The sequence below is a fragment of the Spirochaetota bacterium genome, from assembly GCA_017999915.1.
GTDB lineage: Bacteria > Spirochaetota > UBA4802 > UBA4802 > UBA5550 > RBG-16-49-21.
Genome location: JAGNKX010000025.1, coordinates 23,384 through 43,486, shown reverse-complemented (window position 1 = coordinate 43,486; position 20,103 = coordinate 23,384). Strand labels below are relative to the sequence as shown.

The following is a 20,103-nucleotide window of genomic DNA, read 5'->3' as shown; positions in this document are numbered from 1 at the left end:
TTCTATCCTTGTCGATTGCAAACTCCGTGGCGCAGGGGCACAGGCAGTGAACACGTTGAAATCAGTTGAAGAGCCAGTACAGGATATCCAGCAAAATAAACAGTGAAAAGATCGCGGAGAAGGAAAGGACGACGACGAAGAATATCTTCCTGGCCACCGGTCACTCCCCCCGCACCACGTCAAAGACCATCGTCTCTCCCTTCCTCTCAACGACGATGGTGACCTTTGTGCCCGAGGGGCCGCGGAGCATGCTATTGTAAATATGATCGTATTCCAGGCCTTCCAATTCCGCCCCGTTGATCTGCACGATGCGGTCATCCGGGCGCAGTCCTGCCCGGAAGGCCGGACTATCCTCGTAGACGCCGGTAATGACATAGGGCGCGTTTTTCCGCACCTTTTCCTGGCCCACGGGGACCACTATGCCCAGCAGTCCTTTCTGGTCGTTTTTCCTGCAGGAGGGGAGGCCGATGACAACGGCGACGCCCATGAAGAGCATGACCACCGACAATAACATTTTTTTCATAATTCCGGTACCTTCCAGCGCACAGGCTTGGGTAATATCCATGCTCCATCAAAATCATTCATCTCCCGTATAAATGCAACAATTTTTTGGAACATCCCGCGATTCAAAGACAAATCAGGCCACAAAAAAACATTCCCGCCTGGGCGGGAATGTCGGGATCGCGTGGTGATTATTGCGCTTGGTGTGAATATGCGTGTTATTGAATCTTTTTTTCCTCTTTCTTCTCTTCTTTCTTCTCGTCCTTTTTCTCTTTGTCGCCGCTTACGGTTTTATCCTCTTTTTTCTCCGGCGCGACCGTCTTATCATCCTTATGGGTCTCATCAACGCCGGGCCCCTCGGCGCCCTTCTCCTCCGCCTTGTTTTCCTCCACATTATCCTCGACTTTCAGGCTATCGAGGTAACCGTCTATCATCGACTGCTTTGAGAACCGGCCGTAGTTATCCATCAGGTGCACTTTATACTGGTTGTAATCGGTTTTTTCGACCGGGGCCTTGTTGTCAGCCGGCGCCTCCTTGCCGGCCGTACCTTCTTTTTCCGCCGTGGCGGACCCGGACAGCACCTCAAAGGTCGCCACGATGAGCTTGAAGTTGAAGTCGTCTATATATTCGCGCATAACATCCTCGGCCCGGTCGAATTCCCCGTCCAGGAGATACCGCGCGGTCTTGGTCTCGTTGCGGAACCGGACCCGCTTCACCACTTTCGCCTCGTAGCCCTGGACGGCTGCTTCAAAGGCCGCCTTGCCGCCGTCCGTCGCCGGCTCACCCTCTTTGGCCGGCTGGCCTTCTTTCGCCGGCTGCCCCTCCGGCGCCCGGCCCTCCTTTGACGCTTCTTCAGCCTGCTTTGAATCGCCATAGGCCTTTTCAAGCTCGTTGATATAATCCTTGTCGTTCAGGTCCACGAACCTGTTCATGTACTTGTTCTTCGCGTCGCGCTCGGACTTGCAGATCTGGTTGTATATCTTCCTCTTCGTTTCCCTGGTCTGGCTCTCGAACAGGGCAAGGAACGCGAAGCGCTTGGCGCGGCGCGCCATCTTGATGGCATCGACGTATTTGTACAGCTTATACGAGTAGAGCTTGGGATTCGAGGCGTCTCCCACGGTGTAATGTGTCCAGCTTACGGTCCTGTCGCGGTACCCCAGCGTCAGATAGAGGCGGGCCCTGGCGTTCTTCGAACGGATGATGCCGGGAGCGAACCGGTCGAGGATCATCTTCGAATCCTCAAGGTACCTGTTCTTCACCATTTCACGGTATATCTTCTCCATCTCGCCCTGGGACGCGTACACGCGCTTGTAGGAGCGCCGGTAATCCGACTGTAGATAGGCCACATCCGCGTTGAAATGCTTTTCATAGACCTTCCGGAAGTCTTCTTTTTTATCCTCGGCGAAATTGGTAACGCAGACATTGATGAACTCAACGAAGCGCTTGTTCTCCTTCAATATCCTCTCCGTGGTGGTCTGATCTGAAAAAGGAAAAACGGTTGAAGAGGCAAGGATGATCGCGGCGGCGATAAGCGCCGTCCTGATTTTACTTCCTTTTTTCATAATAACGGTTCCCCTGCTGGCATATATTCATACTATTAAGGTATAAATGCACTATTCAATATTTAACACGAAACAGTCTCGCCCTATCCCCCGAAACCGGATGAAGCGCTTCCCGCGCATAGGCTTATAGCAGACTTGTTGCGAAACTTAATAATTGAATACACTTGTTCCCCCCGCCGAAGGCGGGGGGAACATAATGATAATTATGCTTCAAGTCTACTATATATATCGTACGCAATCATTGCAAATCAAATACTTTTATTTTTTTAAGAATACAAAAGTCCGGAAATATTCAGCTTTTGCCATGTTAAAAATGTTTCATGAGACCTTGAGGTGTCCATAACCCCTCGTTTGCCGGGCAGAGCCAAGGCTCCTAATGATAGCAGTATAATTTTAGGGGGGGCATGGAGCCATTCCGGCAAGCAGGCGACACGGATGTCGCCGATTCCGCCGAGTCAACATGGTGCGCTGGCCAGGAGGGCCGAGTGCAGAGCCGCGACAGGATGTCGCATTTGGCTCTGCTTATACGAGGCGGACGAGCGGGATGGCCCATGCCCCCCTAATTTACGACTACTACCGCTCCTAATCGCCATGGAGGTAAAATTTTATATTGACACATAGGGGTTTTTATCTACTATTAACTTTAATCATAATCCCAATATCATTAATAATTACGGACAATCCCATGAGTCAGGATCCAAAGGATTTTAAAGATATCAGTGACAATATAATGATCGTTAAAGGCCGGTTCAAGGCGGCTTCCCAGAATCTGTATGGCCAGTTCCTTCTGATACTCAGGGACAATACTAATTTTGAATCATACAGTTCCGTGGTGTCCACCTATTCAGACCTCTACAACCTCGAACCCCACGAGGACTGGATGAAATACCGCGAGTATATCGCCAATGTAAAGTGGAAGGGGAACTTTAATGCCACCATGACATCCTCGATCATGGACCACTTCAAGCGGTTCTCCGAGGAGATGAACTCCATCAGCCTTTTCTATGACAGCGTCTGCGACTACGACTACAACGCCATGGACATGTCCCTCTACGATGTAATCAACCGCATCATCCATGACAAGAACCTGATCCTTGAAACGGCGATCCAGGAGATCACCCCGCAGGAATACCGCAACAGCATCACCGGGGCTGAAGAGAATGAGCCGCCGCCCGGCGACATCGCCGGCACCGATGATCGCTATTCCGTCGAGGACAACGCGGTCATCCTGCCGGTGAAGCCTATCGTCGCGCCGGTCAAGGGAAAACCGATATACGAGCTGAGGGTCGGCGACAAGCTGATGGTGTACCTTCAGCCCCAATCTGACCGCGCGAACTACTACATCGACATGCTGAACCTGCGCGGTGAGAACGAGATCCTTCCGACGATGGGCGAGGTAATCGACATCAAGGCCGGCTCGGGGAAGAACAATCCCACCGACATACTGACGCTGCTGGCGCCGGGCATATACGGGAAATTCACCGAGATCGAAAAGCAGGTGAAGCTGAAGCTGTACAACCCCGAAACGGACGGCCCCCTCCCCAAGAAAAAGATCGGGCCTGCCGCCGTGAAAAAGACCGTCGGCTCCACGGGAATGACGAAGGGCACCATCGCCATGCTGGTGCTGTTCCTGTTGATCCTGGCCCTCTTTGTCGTGCTGATATTTTTAAGCTGGTAACCGGGACGGTCAACGCGGCATGCCGCGCCGCCGCCGGCGGAGCGGACCGGCGAGGTGCCGCCGTCGCCATCCACACAGGAGTAGAGAATTATGGACACCGATCAGAATAAAGCATATGTCTTGAAGCTCGCCCATGACAGCAACGTGAAATTCATCCGTCTCTGGTTCACCGATATCCTGGGCTTCCTGAAGAGCTTCGCCATCACCATCGAGGAGCTTGAGGACGCCATAACCGAGGGGGTCCGGTTCGACGGGTCTACGCTCCAGGGCTTCATCCGGACGGACGAGCGTGAAATGATCGCGCTTCCCGACGTGTCCACCTTCAAAATCCTGCCCTGGCGCCCGCAGCAGGACTCGGTGGCGCGCATGATCTGCGATATCCACCAGATGGACATGACCCCCTATGAGGGTGATTCCCGGTATATCCTGAAGCAGAACCTAAAGAAGGCGGCGGCCCGCGGATTCACCTTCTACACCGGTCCCGAGATCGAATTCTTCTTTTTCAGGAACTTCAACCAGCCGGAAATACTGGACCGCGGCGGCTACTTCGACCTCACCCCGCTGGACGCGGCCACCGATTACCGGCGCGACATCGTGCTGACCCTGGAGAAGATGGGCATCGACGTCATATCATCGCACCACGAGGCGTCCCACAGCCAGCACGAGATCGACCTACGCCATGAAGACGCGCTCACCACGGCGGACAACATCATGACGTTCCGCCTCATCACCAAGGAGATAGCGCTCCTCAACAACATCTACGCTTCCTTCATGCCGAAGCCCCTGGCCGGACAGAACGGCTCCGGCCTGCACATTCACCAGTCTCTCTTCAAGGACGAAAAGAACATCTTTTTCGACAAGAACAACCCGCACTACCTTTCCAGGACCGCCGAGCACTACATAGCGGGGCTCCTGAAACACAGCAACGAATTCTTTGTCCTCACCAACCAGTGGATCAATTCGTATAAGCGCCTCCACAGGGACTTCGAGTCTCCCACGCGCGCCACCTGGAGCACCACCAGCCATAACGCCATGGTCAGGGTGCCCCACTGCAGGCCGGACAAGCCGAACGCCATGAGGATCGAGCTGCAGAGCCCCGATTCGGCCTGCAATCCCTACCTGGCGCTCTCCGCCATCCTCGCGGCGGGCCTGAAAGGGATCGATGAGAAATACAAGCTGGACCACCCCATGGAGGACACGGACCATCCGGAGCAGTACGATACCCGCGCCGGGCAGCATCTTCCGGAACAGCTCCATGACGCGCTGGCGCACTTCGAGTCGAGCCCCTTCATGAAGGAAATCGTCGGCGAAGTGCTCTTCAACAAGTTGATCGCCAATAAAAGGCTGGAGCTATCACGGTACAACCGCTATATCACCGACTACGAGATCCAGGAATATCTGCCGATTCTGTAATGTGAAAAAGCAAGACGTCAACATCGCACTGATCGGTTGCGGGAGGATAGGGTTCCTCCTTGAGAACGATCCGCTCCGCAACAAGCCCTGCACGCATTTCGGCGGCGCGTCGGCCGCCGGCCTATCCATCACCCACGCCTGCGACATCAGCGGGGAGCGCCTGTCGCGCTTCGGGAAAGCTGCGGGCATCCCCCGGGAAAACCTCTTCGAGGATTACCGGGCCCTGATCAGGGCGGCGCGGCCGCGCCTCTGCGTCATCGCCACCTGGACCGAAAGCCACGAGCGGATAGCCGTTGAGGCGTCCCGGGGCGGCGCGGCAGTGATCGTCCTGGAAAAGCCGATGGCCTCCTCCCTACCCGGCTGCCGCCGCATCATGACCGAGTGCCGGCACAACGGCACCGCCGTCATCATCAACCACGAGCGGCGCTTTGACGGCCGCTACCGGAAAGTGAAGGAGATGATCTCCCGCGGAACGATCGGCGCGGTGAAGACCGTGCACGGATCGATCCTCACCGGCGCCTACGGGGGTCCCTCGGACCCCGGCGAGGGCGGCGGGCCGCTCCTTCATGACGGGACCCACCTGGTGGACATGATCCGCTTCCTCCTCGGCGACATCGCGGCGGTGGAGGGAGAATTCCAGCGAACCGGGCGATCCCGGGGCTTCGAGGACCGCGCCTGCGCCTGGCTCAAGACCGCGGGGGGGATCGACGTGTTCCTGGAGGCGGGCGGCGGGAGGAAGTATTTCGTTTTCGAGCTTTCCATATCCGGCACCCTGGGCAAGATAGTTATCGGCAACGGGTACGAGTCCCTTTTCCTCGGCAGGGAATCGCAATTCTATACCGGGTTCCGCGACCTTGCCCCGGCGCCCTTCCCCAGGTACCGCGCCGGGAACTGCTTCCGCGAGCTCTACCGCGAGGCGAAACGGGCCCTCGGGGGGCATGAGGCCGCCACATCCACGGCCGAGGACGGGTACCGGGCCCTGGAGGCGATTCATGCCGTCTACCTTTCATCACACAAGGGCCGGAAAACCGTATCCCTCCCCGTCGCTCCCCGGTCGATCGACCTCGAAAAAATATTCGGTCTTGCGCAAAAAAGCCTTTGACAGACGATCTGCGCTGTATCAACCTTCCGCCCATGAGAGAAATGATCACCACCATACGATCGCCCCTCATTGATAATTTCATCCGAATAATCCAGAGCCTCGCCAAGCGCGGAAGAAATACCTATCACCGGTTCCTGATCGACCCGCTCTCCGGATGGTCAAGCTCAATGCCCGCCGAATCGCTGGACAGGCTCACGGAACTTCTGGCGAAAGCGCGGGTGGCCAGGAGCAAAAAGGTCCCCCTCCTTTACAAGATGTCCATCGTCAAGTCCGTGGCGCCGGACCAGTTCGACCTGTCCCTGCCGGGCAACCTCTCCATGAATTTCCTCAAGTCGATGAAGGAGGAGCAGCGCGTGGCCGGATCCGACGAGGCCATCGAGTTCGTCAATATTTTGAAAGAACCCTTCAAGGAATACTCGGACAGCGAATTCATCAGGGTGAACAAGAAGTTCGAACAGGAAATCGAGAGCGTCGACGTGGTGGAAGTTGAGAAGCTCATCAAGGCCCATGAAGGGGAAGAGGCGGCCAACAGGGTGGTGGATGAACAGGCCAAGCAGGCATTATCCCGGATACGGGACATGCTCAGGAGCGCCGAGCTTCCCGACATCAAGCGCCAGGTCATCGTGTTCCTCCTCAAATACGCGGATCCTTCGATGCCCAACCGCCACCTGGCGATACGGAACGTCATCGCCCCCCTGGAGCTGAAGAACAAGACCTTCATGAACGATGTGATGGACACGGCGGCGGTGATCATATACCACGAGATACTGAAGGCCATAACCGGGAATAACATGGTCACGGCGGTAAAGAACATAGGGAAATACGCGGTGTTGTTCCGCGGAAATCCCGAAACGCCGAACTACCGGGAAGTCGATTCATTCGAGAAAAAATTCCTGAAGATCATCGAAGAACGAAACCTGTGGGACCGGATACAGTAGCCTATGGAAATGACCATACAACACCCGACGGATACCGTCACCCTCATCAGGCTGAAGGGAAAATTCACCATCGAGGATATCAATCAGTTCAAGGAAAAGACCTCATCCATCGAGAAAGGGCCCGCCACGACGGTACTGATAGGCTTTACGGACCTGGAGTACATCGATTCATCCGGCATCGGTTCGCTCATCCTCCTGATGAACATGGCCAAGAACAGGGGGATCACCATCGTCATCTACGATCTCCAGGATGAGATCAAGAATGTTTTCAGGATATCATACCTTGACAAGTTCTTCAATATAACCACGGCCCCGGAGCTGAAAAAGGAGTTTCCGGGGATACACCTGTGACGGGCGCCGGCGCGGCCCCGATTGAATTCGCCTAAACGAATCCCTCTTCCATGAGTTTTTTCATCAGCGCCCCGTCATTGGAGCGGTCATCGGCCTTTCCGCTCCTGAGCATCCGCTCCACGTATTTCGCCAGGATGTCCACCTCGATATTCACCTCGGCGCCGGTCTTCCATTCCGACAGGACGGTGTTCTCCAGCGTCTCCGGAATGAAATAGAGCGAGAAGCCCTTTTCGTCAGCCGCGACAACGGTAAGGGACACGCCGTCTACCGCAACCGACCCCTTGGCCACGATGTACCTCGTCAGGTCCGTCCCGGCGTCGATGATCACGCCCCTGCCCATGGAATCCTTCTCCACGGCCCTGACGGCGCCGCGGCCGTCTACATGACCCTGGACGAAATGGCCGCCGAAGCGGGAGGACGGGGTCATGGCCCTCTCCAGGTTCACCTTCCTGTTCGCCTTGAAGGAGCCGAGGGTCGTGACCGACGCGGTCACGGATGAAACGAACACGGTGAAGGACGAGCCGTCAAGGGCCGTTACGGTCTGGCACGCCCCGTTGATGCAGATGGAATCACCGACGCGGGTGCCCTCCAGCACCCGTTCGGCCCGCACGGTCAGGCGGAGGCCGTCGCCGGCCCGGGACACTGCCGCGATCGTTCCGATTTCTTCGATCAATCCCGTAAACATTCAGGGCCTCCTCACATCATTTCAAAGTGATACGGTTCCCGGTACCCGGTGTAGATGATGTCATCCTTCACCGGCATCATCGAAACGTCGCGCAACACCAGGGCGTCGGCGATTCTCTCAACGCCGGTCCCGGCCAGGGGCGGCAGTCCCGCCCCGATGATCCTGGGCGTAATAATATAGAAGAACTGGTCAATCTCGCCGGCGTCGAAGAAGGAGCCGGCAAGCCTTCCCCCGCCCTCGAGAAGGACGAACATGACGCCGCGCCGCGCCAGCTCCTCAAGGACGGCCCTGATCTCGTCCTTCGGCGTCGCGGTGTCCACCAGGTGAAGCCTGCCGGCGGCAAGCAGTTCGGCGGCGGCCCCGTCGGACCGCGCGATGGCCTCGCCTTTTTCCCTGCGCTCGAAAAAGAGATAGTTATCGTCGGCCATGATGTTCCACGACGGGTCGACCTTTTCTGGAAGCCCGATGACCACCCGCAGGGGATTGCGCGGCTCCGGTTCGTCCACGGCCGCGAGGGATTTCAAGATAAAATTCTCCCGACCCGCCATGGCCGGCGGCGTCCCGGCGAAGTAGGCCGCCACATCGGCGTCGAAAGAGCCGAGGCGCACGTTCAGGGACGGGTTGTCGCACAGGAGCGTGTTCTTGCCGATAACTATCGCGTCCACCTTGGAGCGGAGCCTGTGGGTCAGCAGGCGGGAGTGCTCCGATGATATCCACTGCGAATTGCCCGTCCGTGACGCGATACGGCCGTCCAGGGTGACGGCGCTCTTGCTCATGACAAAGGGGCGGCGCCGCATGATGAACTTCCTGAAGGGGCGGATGATGTCCACGGCATGGCCGGCCATCTCCTCCATGAAGACTGTCTCGACGCCGGCCTTCGAAAGCTCGGCGATCCCCTTGCCTGAAACTAGAGGATTAGGATCAAGGACCGGCACAAAGACCCTCGCTATTCCAGCCCTGATCATGGCTGCCGTGCAGGGCGGGGTCTTCCTGAAATGGTTGCACGGCTCCAGGGTCACGTACATGTCGGCGCCGCGGCAGTCGCTCCCGGCCGCCGCGAGGGCCGCGGCTTCTGCGTGGCTTGACCCGTAGGGGCCCGTGCCGCCGGCGGCTATGACCCGGTCATCCCTGACGATCACGGCCCCGACCGGGGGATTGGGCGACGTTTTCCCCATGCGCTCGAAGGCTATCTTCAGCGCAAGCTCCATGTAGCGCCTGTCTTTCAATTGTGTCCTATCCCATGCCTGTTAAATATCTCGTCACGGTCGCGGTCGAACCTGAGCTTTTCCGCCATGGATGAACCGACTGATCCGCCCTGGCCCAGGTTGAATCGCTGGGCCGCGAAATATCCCCCGGCGATGCTCCCCGCGTAAAAAAACCCGCCGATGACCCCGGTGAAATAACCGATCACGTCATTGCCGGTGCGGAAGGCGAAATAGGTCATGATGACATCGATGGATATAAGGAGAAAGGCGAAGACGCCGGTGGCATACTGGCCTGCATACATGTAGCCGGCGCCGGGTATGATCCCCAGGACCGCGGCAAGCCACGGCTTTTTGTCGCGGGAAAAGCTTTCCCGGGCCATTCCGATGAGCTCCCGGCAGGCGCTGAAATCGGCCCCCGGCAGGGCTTCGCATAAGAGCGACGCCTCGTTGTAGCGCCGCGCCGCTAGATAGGAAAAAAGCCTCCGCTTCTTCAAGCACCGGTCAAGAAACGGCTCGGAAGCAGGGCTCCATGCGGCAAGAACGGCTTCAGCCTTTCCATAGTCATGGAGCGCCACGGCCGCGTCGTACCGGAACAGCGAGACCGCGGCCGCCTCCAGGGGCGAGTTTGGACGCGACGGGCCGTTTAATATGTCCTTGTACTGTTTTCCCTGGAAGAGGAGGAAGTTCTCGGTAACGCTGAATGCGAGGGGGGAGATATGACCCGGCGCCGTCGACTGGAGCCGCTTCAGCTCCACAAGGGCCCGGTAGTATTCCTTATGACCGACAAGGTAGCGGGTAAAGTCGGCGATCTTACGGCCGCCGTATTCCTGTGCCGATATGGATCCGATACAGGACACAAGCATGAGGAATATCAGCAGCGGGACGCACTTTTTCAATCTGAACGCCTCCTCGTCGGCGGGCGGACCGGTGCCGATCCGCTCCGCATTCAGGCACGCATACCGGAATAAAGCGCCTCGAGACGCGTTATGACCGCACCCTTTGCATCAGTTTTTCCCAGGACAGCACGACCGGCGAAGCGATGTAGATCGTCGAGTAGCACCCGACTATCATGCCGAAGAGAAGGACCTGGGCAAATTCGCTGATTCCCTCGCCGCCAAGGAGGAAGAGGGCGAATACGCTTAAAAGGGTCAGGAACGAGGTAAGGATCGTCCGGGACATCGTCACTGTTATCGAGCCGTTCACGATATCCACCATGGATATTTTCGTTTCTATCTGCGTGTTCTCCCTGATCCGGTCGAATATGACGATGGTGTCGTTGACCGAGTAACCGAAAATGGTGAGCAGGGCGGCGACGACCGAGATGTTGATTTCGATGCCGGCAAAGCCGCAATAGGCGACCGACAGAATGACGTCATGGAGAACCGCGGCCATGGCGCCCACCGAGTACCTGAACTCGAAGCGGTACGCGAGATAGATGGTCATGAGGATGATGGACACGATGATGAGCTTTAAAGCCGACTGCCTGAGATAGCTGCCGACCGCGGGACCGACGTTCTCGGTGCTGAGAACTGACACCTTCTTGAAATTTTTCTCGAGATGGGCCTTGATCCGGTCGGATTCGTCGACGACGATCTTGTATATTACATAGGTCGGCTTCGCCGCGGTATCGACCTTCAGGGCCGAGGCGTCGTACTTTTTCGCCAGGCCGCTCATCTCGTCATCCATCGGCTTGTCGAAGACGATGGGAATGGATATGCCGTTAATGATCTCCGCGCCATCGAAGGTTCCGCGCACCAGGTTTTCCACCTTGTCGTCGGTGTACACGGATTTCTTTTTTTCAGCCGCCTCTTTTGTCTCCTTTTTGAAAATGATATATTCATTCCTGCCGGGGTCCCCGATCCTGCGCGCTTCCGCGTCAAGCCCCGCGATGGCCGCGTTGAGCTTGGCCTCGTCCACCCCCTTCAGGGCGACGAATACGGCGGCGCTCTTCTGCAGCCGGGCCTTCGGGTATTTCTCCTCCAGCGTTTTTCTCATCTTCTCGGCGTACATGAAGGCGGAATCTTCCTGGAGCTTGGTCGTGATGATGAATTCATGGTTGTCGAGTTCGCCGATCTGCTGGACCATCGGGTTGTAAGCGCCGAGGACCTTCCTGATCTTCCCCTCGTCGACTCCCTTCTCGAACCTGGCGATGATCTTCTGCCCGCCGACGAAATCCACGCCCAGGTTCAGCCCCTTGGATATGAGGCCCCACACCAGGAACACCACGAACAGGGTTATCGACAGGCCGTAGGCGAAATATCTATATTTAAGAAATGGTATTGTCCGTTGTTTCAACATGAGCCCCCTTAAATGCTGAGCCGCTTGATTTTTTTGTTCAATGATATCAGCTCGTAAACGAATCGCGTGATATACAGGGATACGAACATGCTGACGATCAGACCGATGGTCAGGGTAACCGCGAAGCCCTTGATGGGGCCGGTGCCGAACTGCGCCAGCACGAAGGCCGAAATGAGCGTTGTCAGGTTACCGTCGAAGATGGCCCAGAAGGCCCGGTCGAAACCGAGGCTCACGGCCATGCGCACCGATTTCCCGTTCGCCAGCTCCTCCTTCATGCGCTCATAGATGAGGACGTTCGCGTCAACCGCCATACCGGCGGTGAGGATGATACCGGCAATGCCGGGCAGCGTCAGGGTGAACCCGAGCCATGAGAGCAGAGCCATCTGGAATATGGCGTTCAGCACAAGGCCGGCGCCCGCGATTATACCGGCCAACCGATAATACAGCATCATGAAGATCAGGATGCCGGTAAAACCGAGGATCGCCGCCTTGACGCCGGCCTCGATGGAGTCCTGCCCCAGGGAAGGACCGACGGTGCGCTCCTCGATGATGTTCAGGTCGACGGGCAGCGCCCCTTCTTTTATGATGCGGGTCAGCGTGTTGACTTCCTCGTAGGTGAAATTCCCGTTGATCATGGCCGATCCGCTGGTGATCTGCACGTTCAACCGCGGCGCGCTCCGCACCTTGTCGTCAATGACGATGGCGAGCTTCTTGCCCCAGTTCTTCTTCGAAGTGACGTCGGCGAACTTGGTGGCGCCCTCGGCGGTGGTCGTGAAATGGACCGCGAGGCCGCCGTATTCATCATTGCCGATCCAGGCCTTGTTGATGTCCGTACCGGCAATTGCCACTTCTTTCTTCAAAACAACCGGGTATTGGGGGATTATTTTTTTGGAGTCCTTCACGCGTTCCCAGTTGTACAGCACCTCGAGATCCCTGGGAAGCTGTATCCCCGCCGTTATATCGGCCAGGAGCTTGTCCTGCTGCTCGACATCTTCAGGCAGCGCCTTCTCCTTGTAATTCTGCCGGAGCCATTCCCCGGCCTTCGCCGTATAGGCGTCATCCACCAGGCGGTACTCCACCTGGCCCGTGGTTCCGATCGCCTTCTTGACGGCACGGGGGTCCTTGACACCCGGAAGCTGTATTTCGATCGCTTCATTGCCGCGCGGCCGAATCGATGGCTCGGCAACGCCGAACTTGTCGATCCGGTTCCGGATCAGCTCGAGGGCCTGCTGGGTCATTTCGGTTTTTTCTTTTTCGGTAAGCTTCTTTTTGTCGACGGACTTGCTTTCGATCTTCGCGAAATCGGCCTGGAGCACCAGGTGCATCCCGCCCTGGAGGTCAAGACCAAGATTCACCTTTTTCGCCAGGACCGCGTCTTCGGCCCAGTGTTTCCGGATCACGGCGTTCCTGACGCCCGGGAAGGTCCTCACGTCGTTCATGACCGCGTCGTTGAGGTTCCTGCCCGTTACCGTAATGGTATTCTCTTTTTGGGTGAGAACATAGGATTCCGGCGGAAACTTCTTTTTGACCGCCCCGATCTGTTCAGCCGTGGCGTCGCCGCTCATCAATATCCGCATCGTGTTCTCGCCCACCGTCGGCAAAATCAGCACGATCGAAAAAGCGATTATCAGCAGGATAAATATCAGTTTATATACCATTCCCCTGGTCATGCAAGTCCCCTGAATCTGTTTATCGTTTAGTTATTATCCGAGAGCCCTTTCTTCGGGATTTCTTTGCTCTTGCCTTGTAAATTATGAAAATCACAAAAAGGAAAATCAACAGGCCCCAGCGGGCGATCGTATCGGTCTTGGCCCCGAAAATACCGCCCCCCTTCGGCTTTTCCTTTTCCTTCGCCGTTATCTTATCATCGGGGATCCTCACCAGGTCCTGGCCGGGCTCTTCCGCCTTGATGGTGATGTCCGGGATCCGGTTGTACTTAATCCCTTCATGATCGATCATGAGGAGGCTGTCGCCGCTCTCCCGGTCAATGTTTCCCTCCGGGATATCTTCCTTTGGCTCTTCTTTCCTGACCGCCTCTTTTTTCTTTTCTTCCGGCTTCTTGTCGGGCTGTTTTTTTGCTTCCTTTTTTTTCGCGGCCGCTTTTTTGGCTGCCCCTTTTTTCAGATTATCGGCGGCTGCTTTTTTATCGGCAGCGGCAGTCCCCTCTTTTCCCTGGATTTTCGCATCCTTTTCCGATGCCGAATCGGTCCTGGCGCCATCGCGCTTTTCAATGGAAGTTGATTCCTTGCCGGACGGGTCGCCTGCGCTCTCCTGCGCCATGGCGCCGACGAACAGGCAGACCGGTATCGATATAATCAGCAGAAGATACGGCAGGTTTTTTTTCATGGCAGTTAGTCTTCTTTAATATTTTATGGAATTTTGTTCTGTATGGCGCTCTTCAGGAATTCGACCTTGGTATTGCCGGATATCTTAAGCACCACGATATCTCCTTCCTTGAAGCTGTCAATGATTCCATACATCCCTCCGGCCGTGATAACCCTGTCCCCTTTCTTGAGGGCGGTAATCATTTCCATCCGCTCCTTTTCCTTTTTTTTCTGCGGACGGATCAGGAGAAAATAAAAGATGGCGATGGTCGCCACCATGAGAATGATGAAGCTGTAATTGCCCAACGCCGATTGCATCCCCTGTCCTCCCTGGGCCGCGCCTTCGGATGCGGCGTATGCTATGCCTGTTAATTGTAACACTATGGTCCTCCCTAAAAAAATTCAGCGACAGTATTCATCAGCAGCCGGAATAATGTCAACAGAAAAAATTGATGTATGGGCGCGGCATGCCGCGCTCCTGCGAGGGTATCCCGTTATTCCGCCAGAATAATGACCGGCGTTCCCAATTGGATATACTGCTCCAGCTCCACCGCGTCCCGGTTGAACATCCTGACGCAGCCGTTCGACGACAGGTGCCCGATGGCGTTCTCATCGTTATTGCCGTGTATGGCGATGCCGTACCCGATCCCCGCCCTTTTACCCTTGACGGCCGGTACGGCGCCTTTGTGCAGGGCCGCGCGGTACCGCTTGCGGTCCTCCCTGTTGGGATAATCTATGCCGTAATAGCGGGGACCATAGGCGTTGTCTCCCAGGTCGACATCCGGCTCCCCGAACCTGGGGTGCCCTTCCTTTGCGCGGAAGTACTTTTTATTCATGTCCCGCAGCACGCGGTAGGACGGCGATTTCGGGTCCGCGTCCATGCTCAAAATCTCGTTTACCGCGTAGACTCCCTCCGGAGTCCTGTTGTCGCCCTCATAGACTTTCCGCTTCATGTCGGGATTGGAGCCGTAACCGACGGTATAGGCGGCGACGACCGCCATGCGCCTGTCGTACACTTCCAGCCTGAAGTTCTTTTTGCTCACGAATATGACGTAACCGCCCTTAAAGGTGGAAAAGGCCTTTCTGACAAGATCTTCCTTGCCGGCGCAGGCGGGCGCCGCCACGATTGACAGCATCGCGAAGACCGGCAGCAGCATACCGCCCATCAATCGAAGGCCCGGACCGCCCGCATTACCGCGCTTCCGGAGCCCTGCGCTCATCGAGTCTCGTGATTTCAAGGATGACATCCTCCGTGACATCGTATTCTTTTCTGGCATAGATCAGCTCATCGCCTATATTGATGATAAAATCTATCTCTTTTTTTTTCGCGACGTTCTTCACGGCCCGGTCGATCTGGGTCAGGAGTATCCCCTTGTAATACCTGCTTTTCCCCCTGAGCGCTGCAAGGTCAGCCGCGAGGGCCCGGTATTCATCCAGGATGGCGACATGGTCGCCGGAGGGCTCATTCAGGTCGCGCTCGATCTCCTTCATCCGGGCCAGCTTCTGGTCCAGTTTTTTCTTCACGTACAGGGCGTCACGGTTTTTGCCGAGGGCGTAGGAATAGACCGCCTTCAGGCTCATGTAGCGCACGACCGGGGGCGGACCGATGTCGCCCTTCTTCTTGAAGTATGAGCAGGAAGAAAAGACCGCTACCGCGGCGGCGACCATGACCGCGGCGTAACGCATCAGAACCTCATGTCGCCTATGGCGAACTGGAAGGTAAGGCCGCCGACGCTCTTGAAGCTCCCGCCGCTGTAAATAAGCTTCCTGCCGAACCAGAAACGCAGCGGCATCATCGGTATCTGGACCCTGAACCCGAAGCCGTAGGAATACCTGAAATAGCTCAGGAGATTGATTTTCCCGAAATTCTGGATATGGTGCAGTTCTTTCGTATAGAGGTCCTGGTACACGATCTTCTGGTTATCCACCGACAGCTGCTGCTCCCAGAAGGGATCGGACCAGAGGGACCCGGCGTCGAAAAAGACGGCGAACCAGAGCATCTGCGGGTGAATGGGAACGCGGAACTCGGCGCCGTAGAGGATGCGGTGGAAGAGGCCCACATTCTGCCACGATTCCGGAAATCTCTTGTCATAGTAGTCCCAGCCGCGCAGCGTTTCGGGCCCGCCGATGCTAAGGCGGTCCTCGGTTTCAAGCCACGTGTCGCGGAGATCGACCGTTCCATTGCTCATATAATAGAAATTCGAGTGCCTCGGCTGTCTTCTGTCGACCTGGCCCCAGCCCATGGGTCTCACGATAAAGGAGCCGCTTGCCCTGAGCTCGAAGACGCAGGGATGGCTCTTCAGGAAGGGGATATGGAACGGCGAAAAATAGAAATATATCTCGGGGTTAATCTTTATGTAGTGGTCAGAGCCGCCGAGGACGTTGCCGCCGGTGAAGTTCGCCGAGAGGTCGATGTTGAACCCCTTCGTCGGATTCAAATAATTATCCCGCGAGTCATGGGCCAGGAAGACGGTGATGCTCCTCTTCTCCTGGAATCCCAGCCTCTGCGAATAGAAGACCTCTTCCGAGCTGTTGCCGGTCGGGTCCTTGACCCTGGTTAACGCGTGGGCCCAGCTGGTGCCGATCGTGTAATGATTCAGGAACCGGTAGCTCAAGCCCAGGGCGTAGCCGACGGCTTCGCGCTTGTAGCTCGCCTCGTTGTCGATGCTGGTGAACACCGTCTGGGTCGACTTCACGTTATAGAGGTTGTAGAAAATGGATGTGTTCAGGCCGATGGGCTGGTTGAAGAGCCACCGTTCCGCGAAGGAGAGGGTTATGGAGGTGCGCTCGGGCCCGTACTCGAACCTCACACCCACCCGCTGGCCGTTGCCCAGGAGGTTGTTTTCAGCCACGTCCGCGAAGATGGAGAACCCCGATGTCGTGCCGTACCCGCCTCCCAGGGAAATGGTCCCGGTGGGCTGCTCCTCCACATCGACTATCAGGTTCATGTATCCCTCGCGGCTCCCCGGCCGCACGTCGATATTGACCTGCTTGAAGAACCCCAGGTTATAGACCTTTTCGCGCGACAGCTGCAGCTTCCGCGAATCGAAGAGGTCGCCCTCCCTGATGATCAGCTCGCGCCGGATGACCTTGTCCTTGGTCTTCTTATTCCCCTTGATGATGATCATGTCAACGTAGGCCTGGCTCCCCTCCTCGATGGAGAAGTCGACGGCCACGAACTTGCGCTTGACCTTTTTGCCCTTCACGACCACTTCGCGCTCCGTCACGGTCCGGTTCGGGACCACCCGGGCGAAGATGTATCCCCGGGACGCATACTTGAAGCTGATGGTCTGCCGGTCCATCTGGAACGTGGTGTCGTTGAACACGGCGCCGCTCCTGGTCTGCTCGAAATCCTTCATGAGCTCCTTGGACGTAAAGACCGTCTCTCCCGGCTTGCCCTGGATCTGCACCGTGTACCTGTCAAAATAATAGATGTCGCCCTCGCCGATCTTGAGGGTGATAAAGATGCCCCGCGTGTCCTTCTTCTCGGGGTTCACCCACTCGTACTCGACGCTCTCCTCGAGTATCTGGGCGTCGAGATAGCCGTACTGGCGGTAATAGGCCAGGAGTTTGGCCTTGTCCTGCTCCCACACGTCCCGCTTGAAATCGCCGTCCTTGAAGAGGCTCTTTTCCGATGTTTCCATGACCGCGAGAAGCTCTTTCATGTTCAGGGCCTTGGGACCGAGGACAGTCAGCTTCCTGACCTTAATCTCTTCCCCCTCGTCGATGATGAACTTGACCACGACGCTGCTGTCGTCGCCGCCGCGCGCCGGCTTGACCTCGTAGCGTACGACGGAATTGAAGAGCCCCTCGTCCTCGTATTTCTTCTTGATGGCCGCGACGCTCTTCTCGAGGTAATCCTTCCGTATGGTCGATCCCTCCTTGATAGGGATGGCCGTTGTCAGGTCGGACTCGGACACCTTGTCGATCCCCTTGAACCGTATCTCCTTGACGACCGGGCGCTCCTTGCAGACGAACCTGAGGCGGACGCCGTCCATGTATTCCTCGACCTCTACGACAATGCTTTCAAAATTGCCTTTCTTGAATATCTTCTTGATGTCCTCGCGGATTTCCAGGGCCTTCAGCGGGTACCCGACCGTGGTCTTCATGATATAGAGCAGGTCGTCTTCGTTGGCGTTCTTCAACCCCTGGAACAGGATTTTCTTGACCATCTTCCCTTCATATTTTGAAGGCTGGGAATAGAGGGCCTGGAACGTTGCAAGCAAAACGAACAATGATAGTATGATCGGGGATATTTTTCTCATTCAAAACCTATTATTCCGGCAGCAGGGCCCGGCTGTTTTCCTGTGCGCAGGTTCATTCGACTGTTGTGCACAGATAGTATGTCAATCGTTTAATGTCAAGAATATATAAGACCGGCTGCCAAATATAGGCACACCATCATGTTTCTATGTGTCAACCCCGATTTATTGGTTACAGAAAGATGCAGCCATACCGGGGAATATCGACGCGAACCTCTTAAGAGTGAGACCCAAGCCCTGGGCTGCCCTCTTATATAATAATCCTCAGTCCGCCGATGACGCTGCGGCCCTGCTCGGGATAGATATAGACGGTGCTGTACCGCGTGTTGTATATGTTGTCGATCCGGCCGAACAGGAAAAACGAGTCGAGCACCCGCACCTGGAGATAGAGGGAGCCCGTCAGCGCGGGGCTCAATTCCACGCGGTAAAAGGGGCTGGTGTGCATCCTCCCGCGGTATCCGGTGCTGAACTCGGTTTCAAACCGGTACACGTTCAGGCGGATGTAACCGTTCCCCTGATGAACCGGCTGGTACGTCACGTAATCGCTGGCGTACGAATAGGTATATTCATATTTTCCGCCCAGCTCAAGGGAGCTTGAGTATATGGCGAAACCGATGGAGGTCTCGCACCGCGCTCCAGCCTGTTCGATCTTCATCCGGTGGGTGGACAGCACAAGCTCGGGAAGGGAAAAGTACGCGTAATACCGGTCGTTGGTGACAAAGGTTCCGGCAGCCTTGATCCTGAACGTCTTCACGTAAAACGGCTTTTCACTGCTGGTCGACACGTCGATGCCGAGGTTAAGCTCGGCGTGGTGGCCCTTGCCCGGCATGAGGTTGTACGCCGGCTTGACATAGCGCCGGTTAAAATAGAAGTTTTCCGGGGTGAACGGAACGAGCTCGTACACGTAGGAGGCGCCCGCCGAGAAATACCTGACCTTCACGGTCGACGCATCGATCCTCCCGGAAACGAAATGCCCGCGGTCGCGGTTGTAGGTGTACTGCGGCCCGAGGCCGAACTTGAAGTATTCCGACAGGTTGAAGTTCCATGTGAACTCGTTGGCGACCCATGAATCGTAATCATAGGGCGCTTTGAAAAAATAATGGGAAAACTTCGAGTTGAAAGCGAGCCGGTTCGCAGCGGACCAGATATACTGCCATCCGAATTCGGCGTTGATCTTGTAAAAATCCGCGGAATGATACGGTTTCAGTGTAAAGACATCGGGAACCTGCGTCGAGTCGAGGCGATGGGTGAAATAGGCGCCGCCGAGATTCAGGTTCCATCGCGTCGGCATCGGCTTGAAATCGTTCTTGATCTTCAGCTCGACCCTGTCCTTTTCCTCCCTGCTGTAGAAGGGATTATTGAACATGCCGTGGGATTCGTTTTTCACCTCGACTTCCGGGGTCATCTTCCATTTTTCGGTGATGTCAGCCTCCCCTGTAAAGCCGATCTCGTTGTCGTAATAGCCCGAATTCCGGTACCCGAAATCGTTGGACCGGTTGAAATTCGAGTTCAACTGGTAGGTGAAATTTTCAAAGCTCTGGGTGAGGCTGCCCAGCCAGAGCATGCGGTTATACTGTCCATAGAGAACCATGGCATCGACATTGAAATTGGCAGGCTTCCGGTCGTTCTTCTTTTCGGCCCTGTCGGAAGAGGCTTTTTTATCCTGCTTCGTATCACCGGTTTCAATCCGCGCCCTCTCTTTTTCGGCGGCTTCCTGCGAATGGAGAAAGGCCGGCGCGGCGATGGCGATGGCGCACAGTAGGATTACCGTTCTTTTCATTACC

18 protein-coding genes are annotated in these 20,103 nt (G+C 56.2%); 5 read left to right on the top strand and 13 right to left on the bottom strand.

Annotated features, from left to right (window positions below):
* Positions 1-160 precede the first annotated feature (160 nt).
* The gene (locus tag KA369_23665; protein ID MBP7738989.1) at positions 161-523 is read right to left on the bottom strand and encodes a PDZ domain-containing protein; all 363 of its coding nucleotides are present in this window, start codon (positions 521-523) and stop codon (positions 161-163) included.
* 196 nt (positions 524-719) lie between these two features.
* Positions 720-2,063 carry a hypothetical protein gene (locus KA369_23660; protein MBP7738988.1) on the bottom strand — a complete coding sequence of 448 codons (1,344 nt, stop codon included), beginning with the start codon at positions 2,061-2,063 and terminating at the stop codon, positions 720-722.
* Positions 2,064-2,748: 685 nt separating this feature from the next.
* Between KA369_23660 and KA369_23655 the strand changes: the two genes are divergently transcribed.
* From KA369_23655 to KA369_23635, 5 genes are all read left to right on the top strand, one after another.
* Positions 2,749-3,741, top strand: coding sequence for a hypothetical protein (locus tag KA369_23655; protein ID MBP7738987.1), 993 nt, complete (start codon positions 2,749-2,751; stop codon positions 3,739-3,741).
* 90 nt (positions 3,742-3,831) lie between these two features.
* The gene (locus KA369_23650) at positions 3,832-5,154 is read left to right on the top strand and encodes a glutamine synthetase (GenBank protein MBP7738986.1); all 1,323 of its coding nucleotides are present in this window, start codon (positions 3,832-3,834) and stop codon (positions 5,152-5,154) included.
* 1 nt (position 5,155) lies between these two features.
* A complete protein-coding gene (locus tag KA369_23645) occupies positions 5,156-6,256 on the top strand; it encodes a Gfo/Idh/MocA family oxidoreductase (GenBank protein MBP7738985.1) in 1,101 nt (366 codons plus the stop codon).
* Entirely contained in the window at positions 6,253-7,194 is a 942-nt protein-coding gene (locus tag KA369_23640) for a hypothetical protein (GenBank protein MBP7738984.1), read from the top strand. Before KA369_23645 ends, KA369_23640 begins: the two co-directional genes overlap by 4 nt.
* 3 nt (positions 7,195-7,197) lie before the next feature.
* Positions 7,198-7,545, top strand: coding sequence for an STAS domain-containing protein (locus KA369_23635; GenBank protein MBP7738983.1), 348 nt, complete (start codon positions 7,198-7,200; stop codon positions 7,543-7,545).
* A gap of 31 nt (positions 7,546-7,576) precedes the next feature.
* On the opposite strand, the gene KA369_23630 is transcribed toward KA369_23635, so the two are convergent.
* From KA369_23630 to KA369_23580, 11 genes are all read right to left on the bottom strand, one after another.
* Positions 7,577-8,230 (bottom strand): riboflavin synthase, encoded by a 654-nt coding sequence (locus KA369_23630; GenBank protein MBP7738982.1) that lies wholly within the window; start codon positions 8,228-8,230, stop codon positions 7,577-7,579.
* Positions 8,231-8,241: 11 nt separating this feature from the next.
* Complete coding sequence (gene ribD, locus KA369_23625; GenBank protein ID MBP7738981.1) at positions 8,242-9,456, bottom strand: bifunctional diaminohydroxyphosphoribosylaminopyrimidine deaminase/5-amino-6-(5-phosphoribosylamino)uracil reductase RibD; 1,215 nt, start codon at positions 9,454-9,456, stop codon at positions 8,242-8,244.
* A complete protein-coding gene (locus KA369_23620) occupies positions 9,453-10,331 on the bottom strand; it encodes a hypothetical protein (protein ID MBP7738980.1) in 879 nt (292 codons plus the stop codon). The genes ribD and KA369_23620 overlap by 4 nt, the downstream gene beginning before the upstream one ends.
* A gap of 88 nt (positions 10,332-10,419) precedes the next feature.
* Positions 10,420-11,730, bottom strand: coding sequence for a protein translocase subunit SecF (gene secF, locus KA369_23615; protein MBP7738979.1), 1,311 nt, complete (start codon positions 11,728-11,730; stop codon positions 10,420-10,422).
* An 11-nt stretch (positions 11,731-11,741) separates the two neighbouring features.
* Positions 11,742-13,403, bottom strand: coding sequence for a protein translocase subunit SecD (secD, locus tag KA369_23610; protein ID MBP7738978.1), 1,662 nt, complete (start codon positions 13,401-13,403; stop codon positions 11,742-11,744).
* 19 nt (positions 13,404-13,422) lie between these two features.
* The gene (locus tag KA369_23605; GenBank protein MBP7738977.1) at positions 13,423-14,079 is read right to left on the bottom strand and encodes a hypothetical protein; all 657 of its coding nucleotides are present in this window, start codon (positions 14,077-14,079) and stop codon (positions 13,423-13,425) included.
* Positions 14,080-14,102: 23 nt separating this feature from the next.
* Entirely contained in the window at positions 14,103-14,375 is a 273-nt protein-coding gene (yajC, locus tag KA369_23600) for a preprotein translocase subunit YajC (protein MBP7738976.1), read from the bottom strand.
* Positions 14,376-14,551: 176 nt separating this feature from the next.
* Positions 14,552-15,295 (bottom strand): L,D-transpeptidase, encoded by a 744-nt coding sequence (locus KA369_23595; GenBank protein MBP7738975.1) that lies wholly within the window; start codon positions 15,293-15,295, stop codon positions 14,552-14,554.
* Positions 15,249-15,743, bottom strand: coding sequence for an OmpH family outer membrane protein (locus KA369_23590; protein ID MBP7738974.1), 495 nt, complete (start codon positions 15,741-15,743; stop codon positions 15,249-15,251). The genes KA369_23595 and KA369_23590 overlap by 47 nt, the downstream gene beginning before the upstream one ends.
* On the bottom strand, positions 15,743-18,322 hold the full coding sequence (gene bamA, locus KA369_23585; GenBank protein MBP7738973.1) for an outer membrane protein assembly factor BamA: 2,580 nt from the start codon (positions 18,320-18,322) through the stop codon (positions 15,743-15,745). The genes KA369_23590 and bamA overlap by 1 nt, the downstream gene beginning before the upstream one ends.
* A gap of 247 nt (positions 18,323-18,569) precedes the next feature.
* Entirely contained in the window at positions 18,570-20,099 is a 1,530-nt protein-coding gene (locus KA369_23580; protein ID MBP7738972.1) for a hypothetical protein, read from the bottom strand.
* Positions 20,100-20,103 lie beyond the last annotated feature (4 nt).

Excerpts from the sequence above, each read along its gene's own strand:
- yajC (MBP7738976.1), bottom strand. The coding sequence starts at position 14,375 with ATGCAATCGGCGTTGGGCAATTACAGCTTCATCATTCTCATGGTGGCG.
- KA369_23605 (MBP7738977.1), bottom strand. The coding sequence starts at position 14,079 with ATGAAAAAAAACCTGCCGTATCTTCTGCTGATTATATCGATACCGGTC.
- KA369_23580 (MBP7738972.1), bottom strand. The coding sequence starts at position 20,099 with ATGAAAAGAACGGTAATCCTACTGTGCGCCATCGCCATCGCCGCGCCG.
- KA369_23630 (MBP7738982.1), bottom strand. The coding sequence starts at position 8,230 with ATGTTTACGGGATTGATCGAAGAAATCGGAACGATCGCGGCAGTGTCC.
- KA369_23655 (MBP7738987.1), top strand. The coding sequence starts at position 2,749 with ATGAGTCAGGATCCAAAGGATTTTAAAGATATCAGTGACAATATAATG.
- KA369_23665 (MBP7738989.1), bottom strand. The coding sequence starts at position 523 with ATGAAAAAAATGTTATTGTCGGTGGTCATGCTCTTCATGGGCGTCGCC.
- KA369_23590 (MBP7738974.1), bottom strand. The coding sequence starts at position 15,743 with ATGCGTTACGCCGCGGTCATGGTCGCCGCCGCGGTAGCGGTCTTTTCT.
- bamA (MBP7738973.1), bottom strand. The coding sequence starts at position 18,322 with ATGAGAAAAATATCCCCGATCATACTATCATTGTTCGTTTTGCTTGCA.
- secD (MBP7738978.1), bottom strand. The coding sequence starts at position 13,403 with ATGACCAGGGGAATGGTATATAAACTGATATTTATCCTGCTGATAATC.
- KA369_23650 (MBP7738986.1), top strand. The coding sequence starts at position 3,832 with ATGGACACCGATCAGAATAAAGCATATGTCTTGAAGCTCGCCCATGAC.
- KA369_23660 (MBP7738988.1), bottom strand. The coding sequence starts at position 2,063 with ATGAAAAAAGGAAGTAAAATCAGGACGGCGCTTATCGCCGCCGCGATC.
- KA369_23635 (MBP7738983.1), top strand. The coding sequence starts at position 7,198 with ATGGAAATGACCATACAACACCCGACGGATACCGTCACCCTCATCAGG.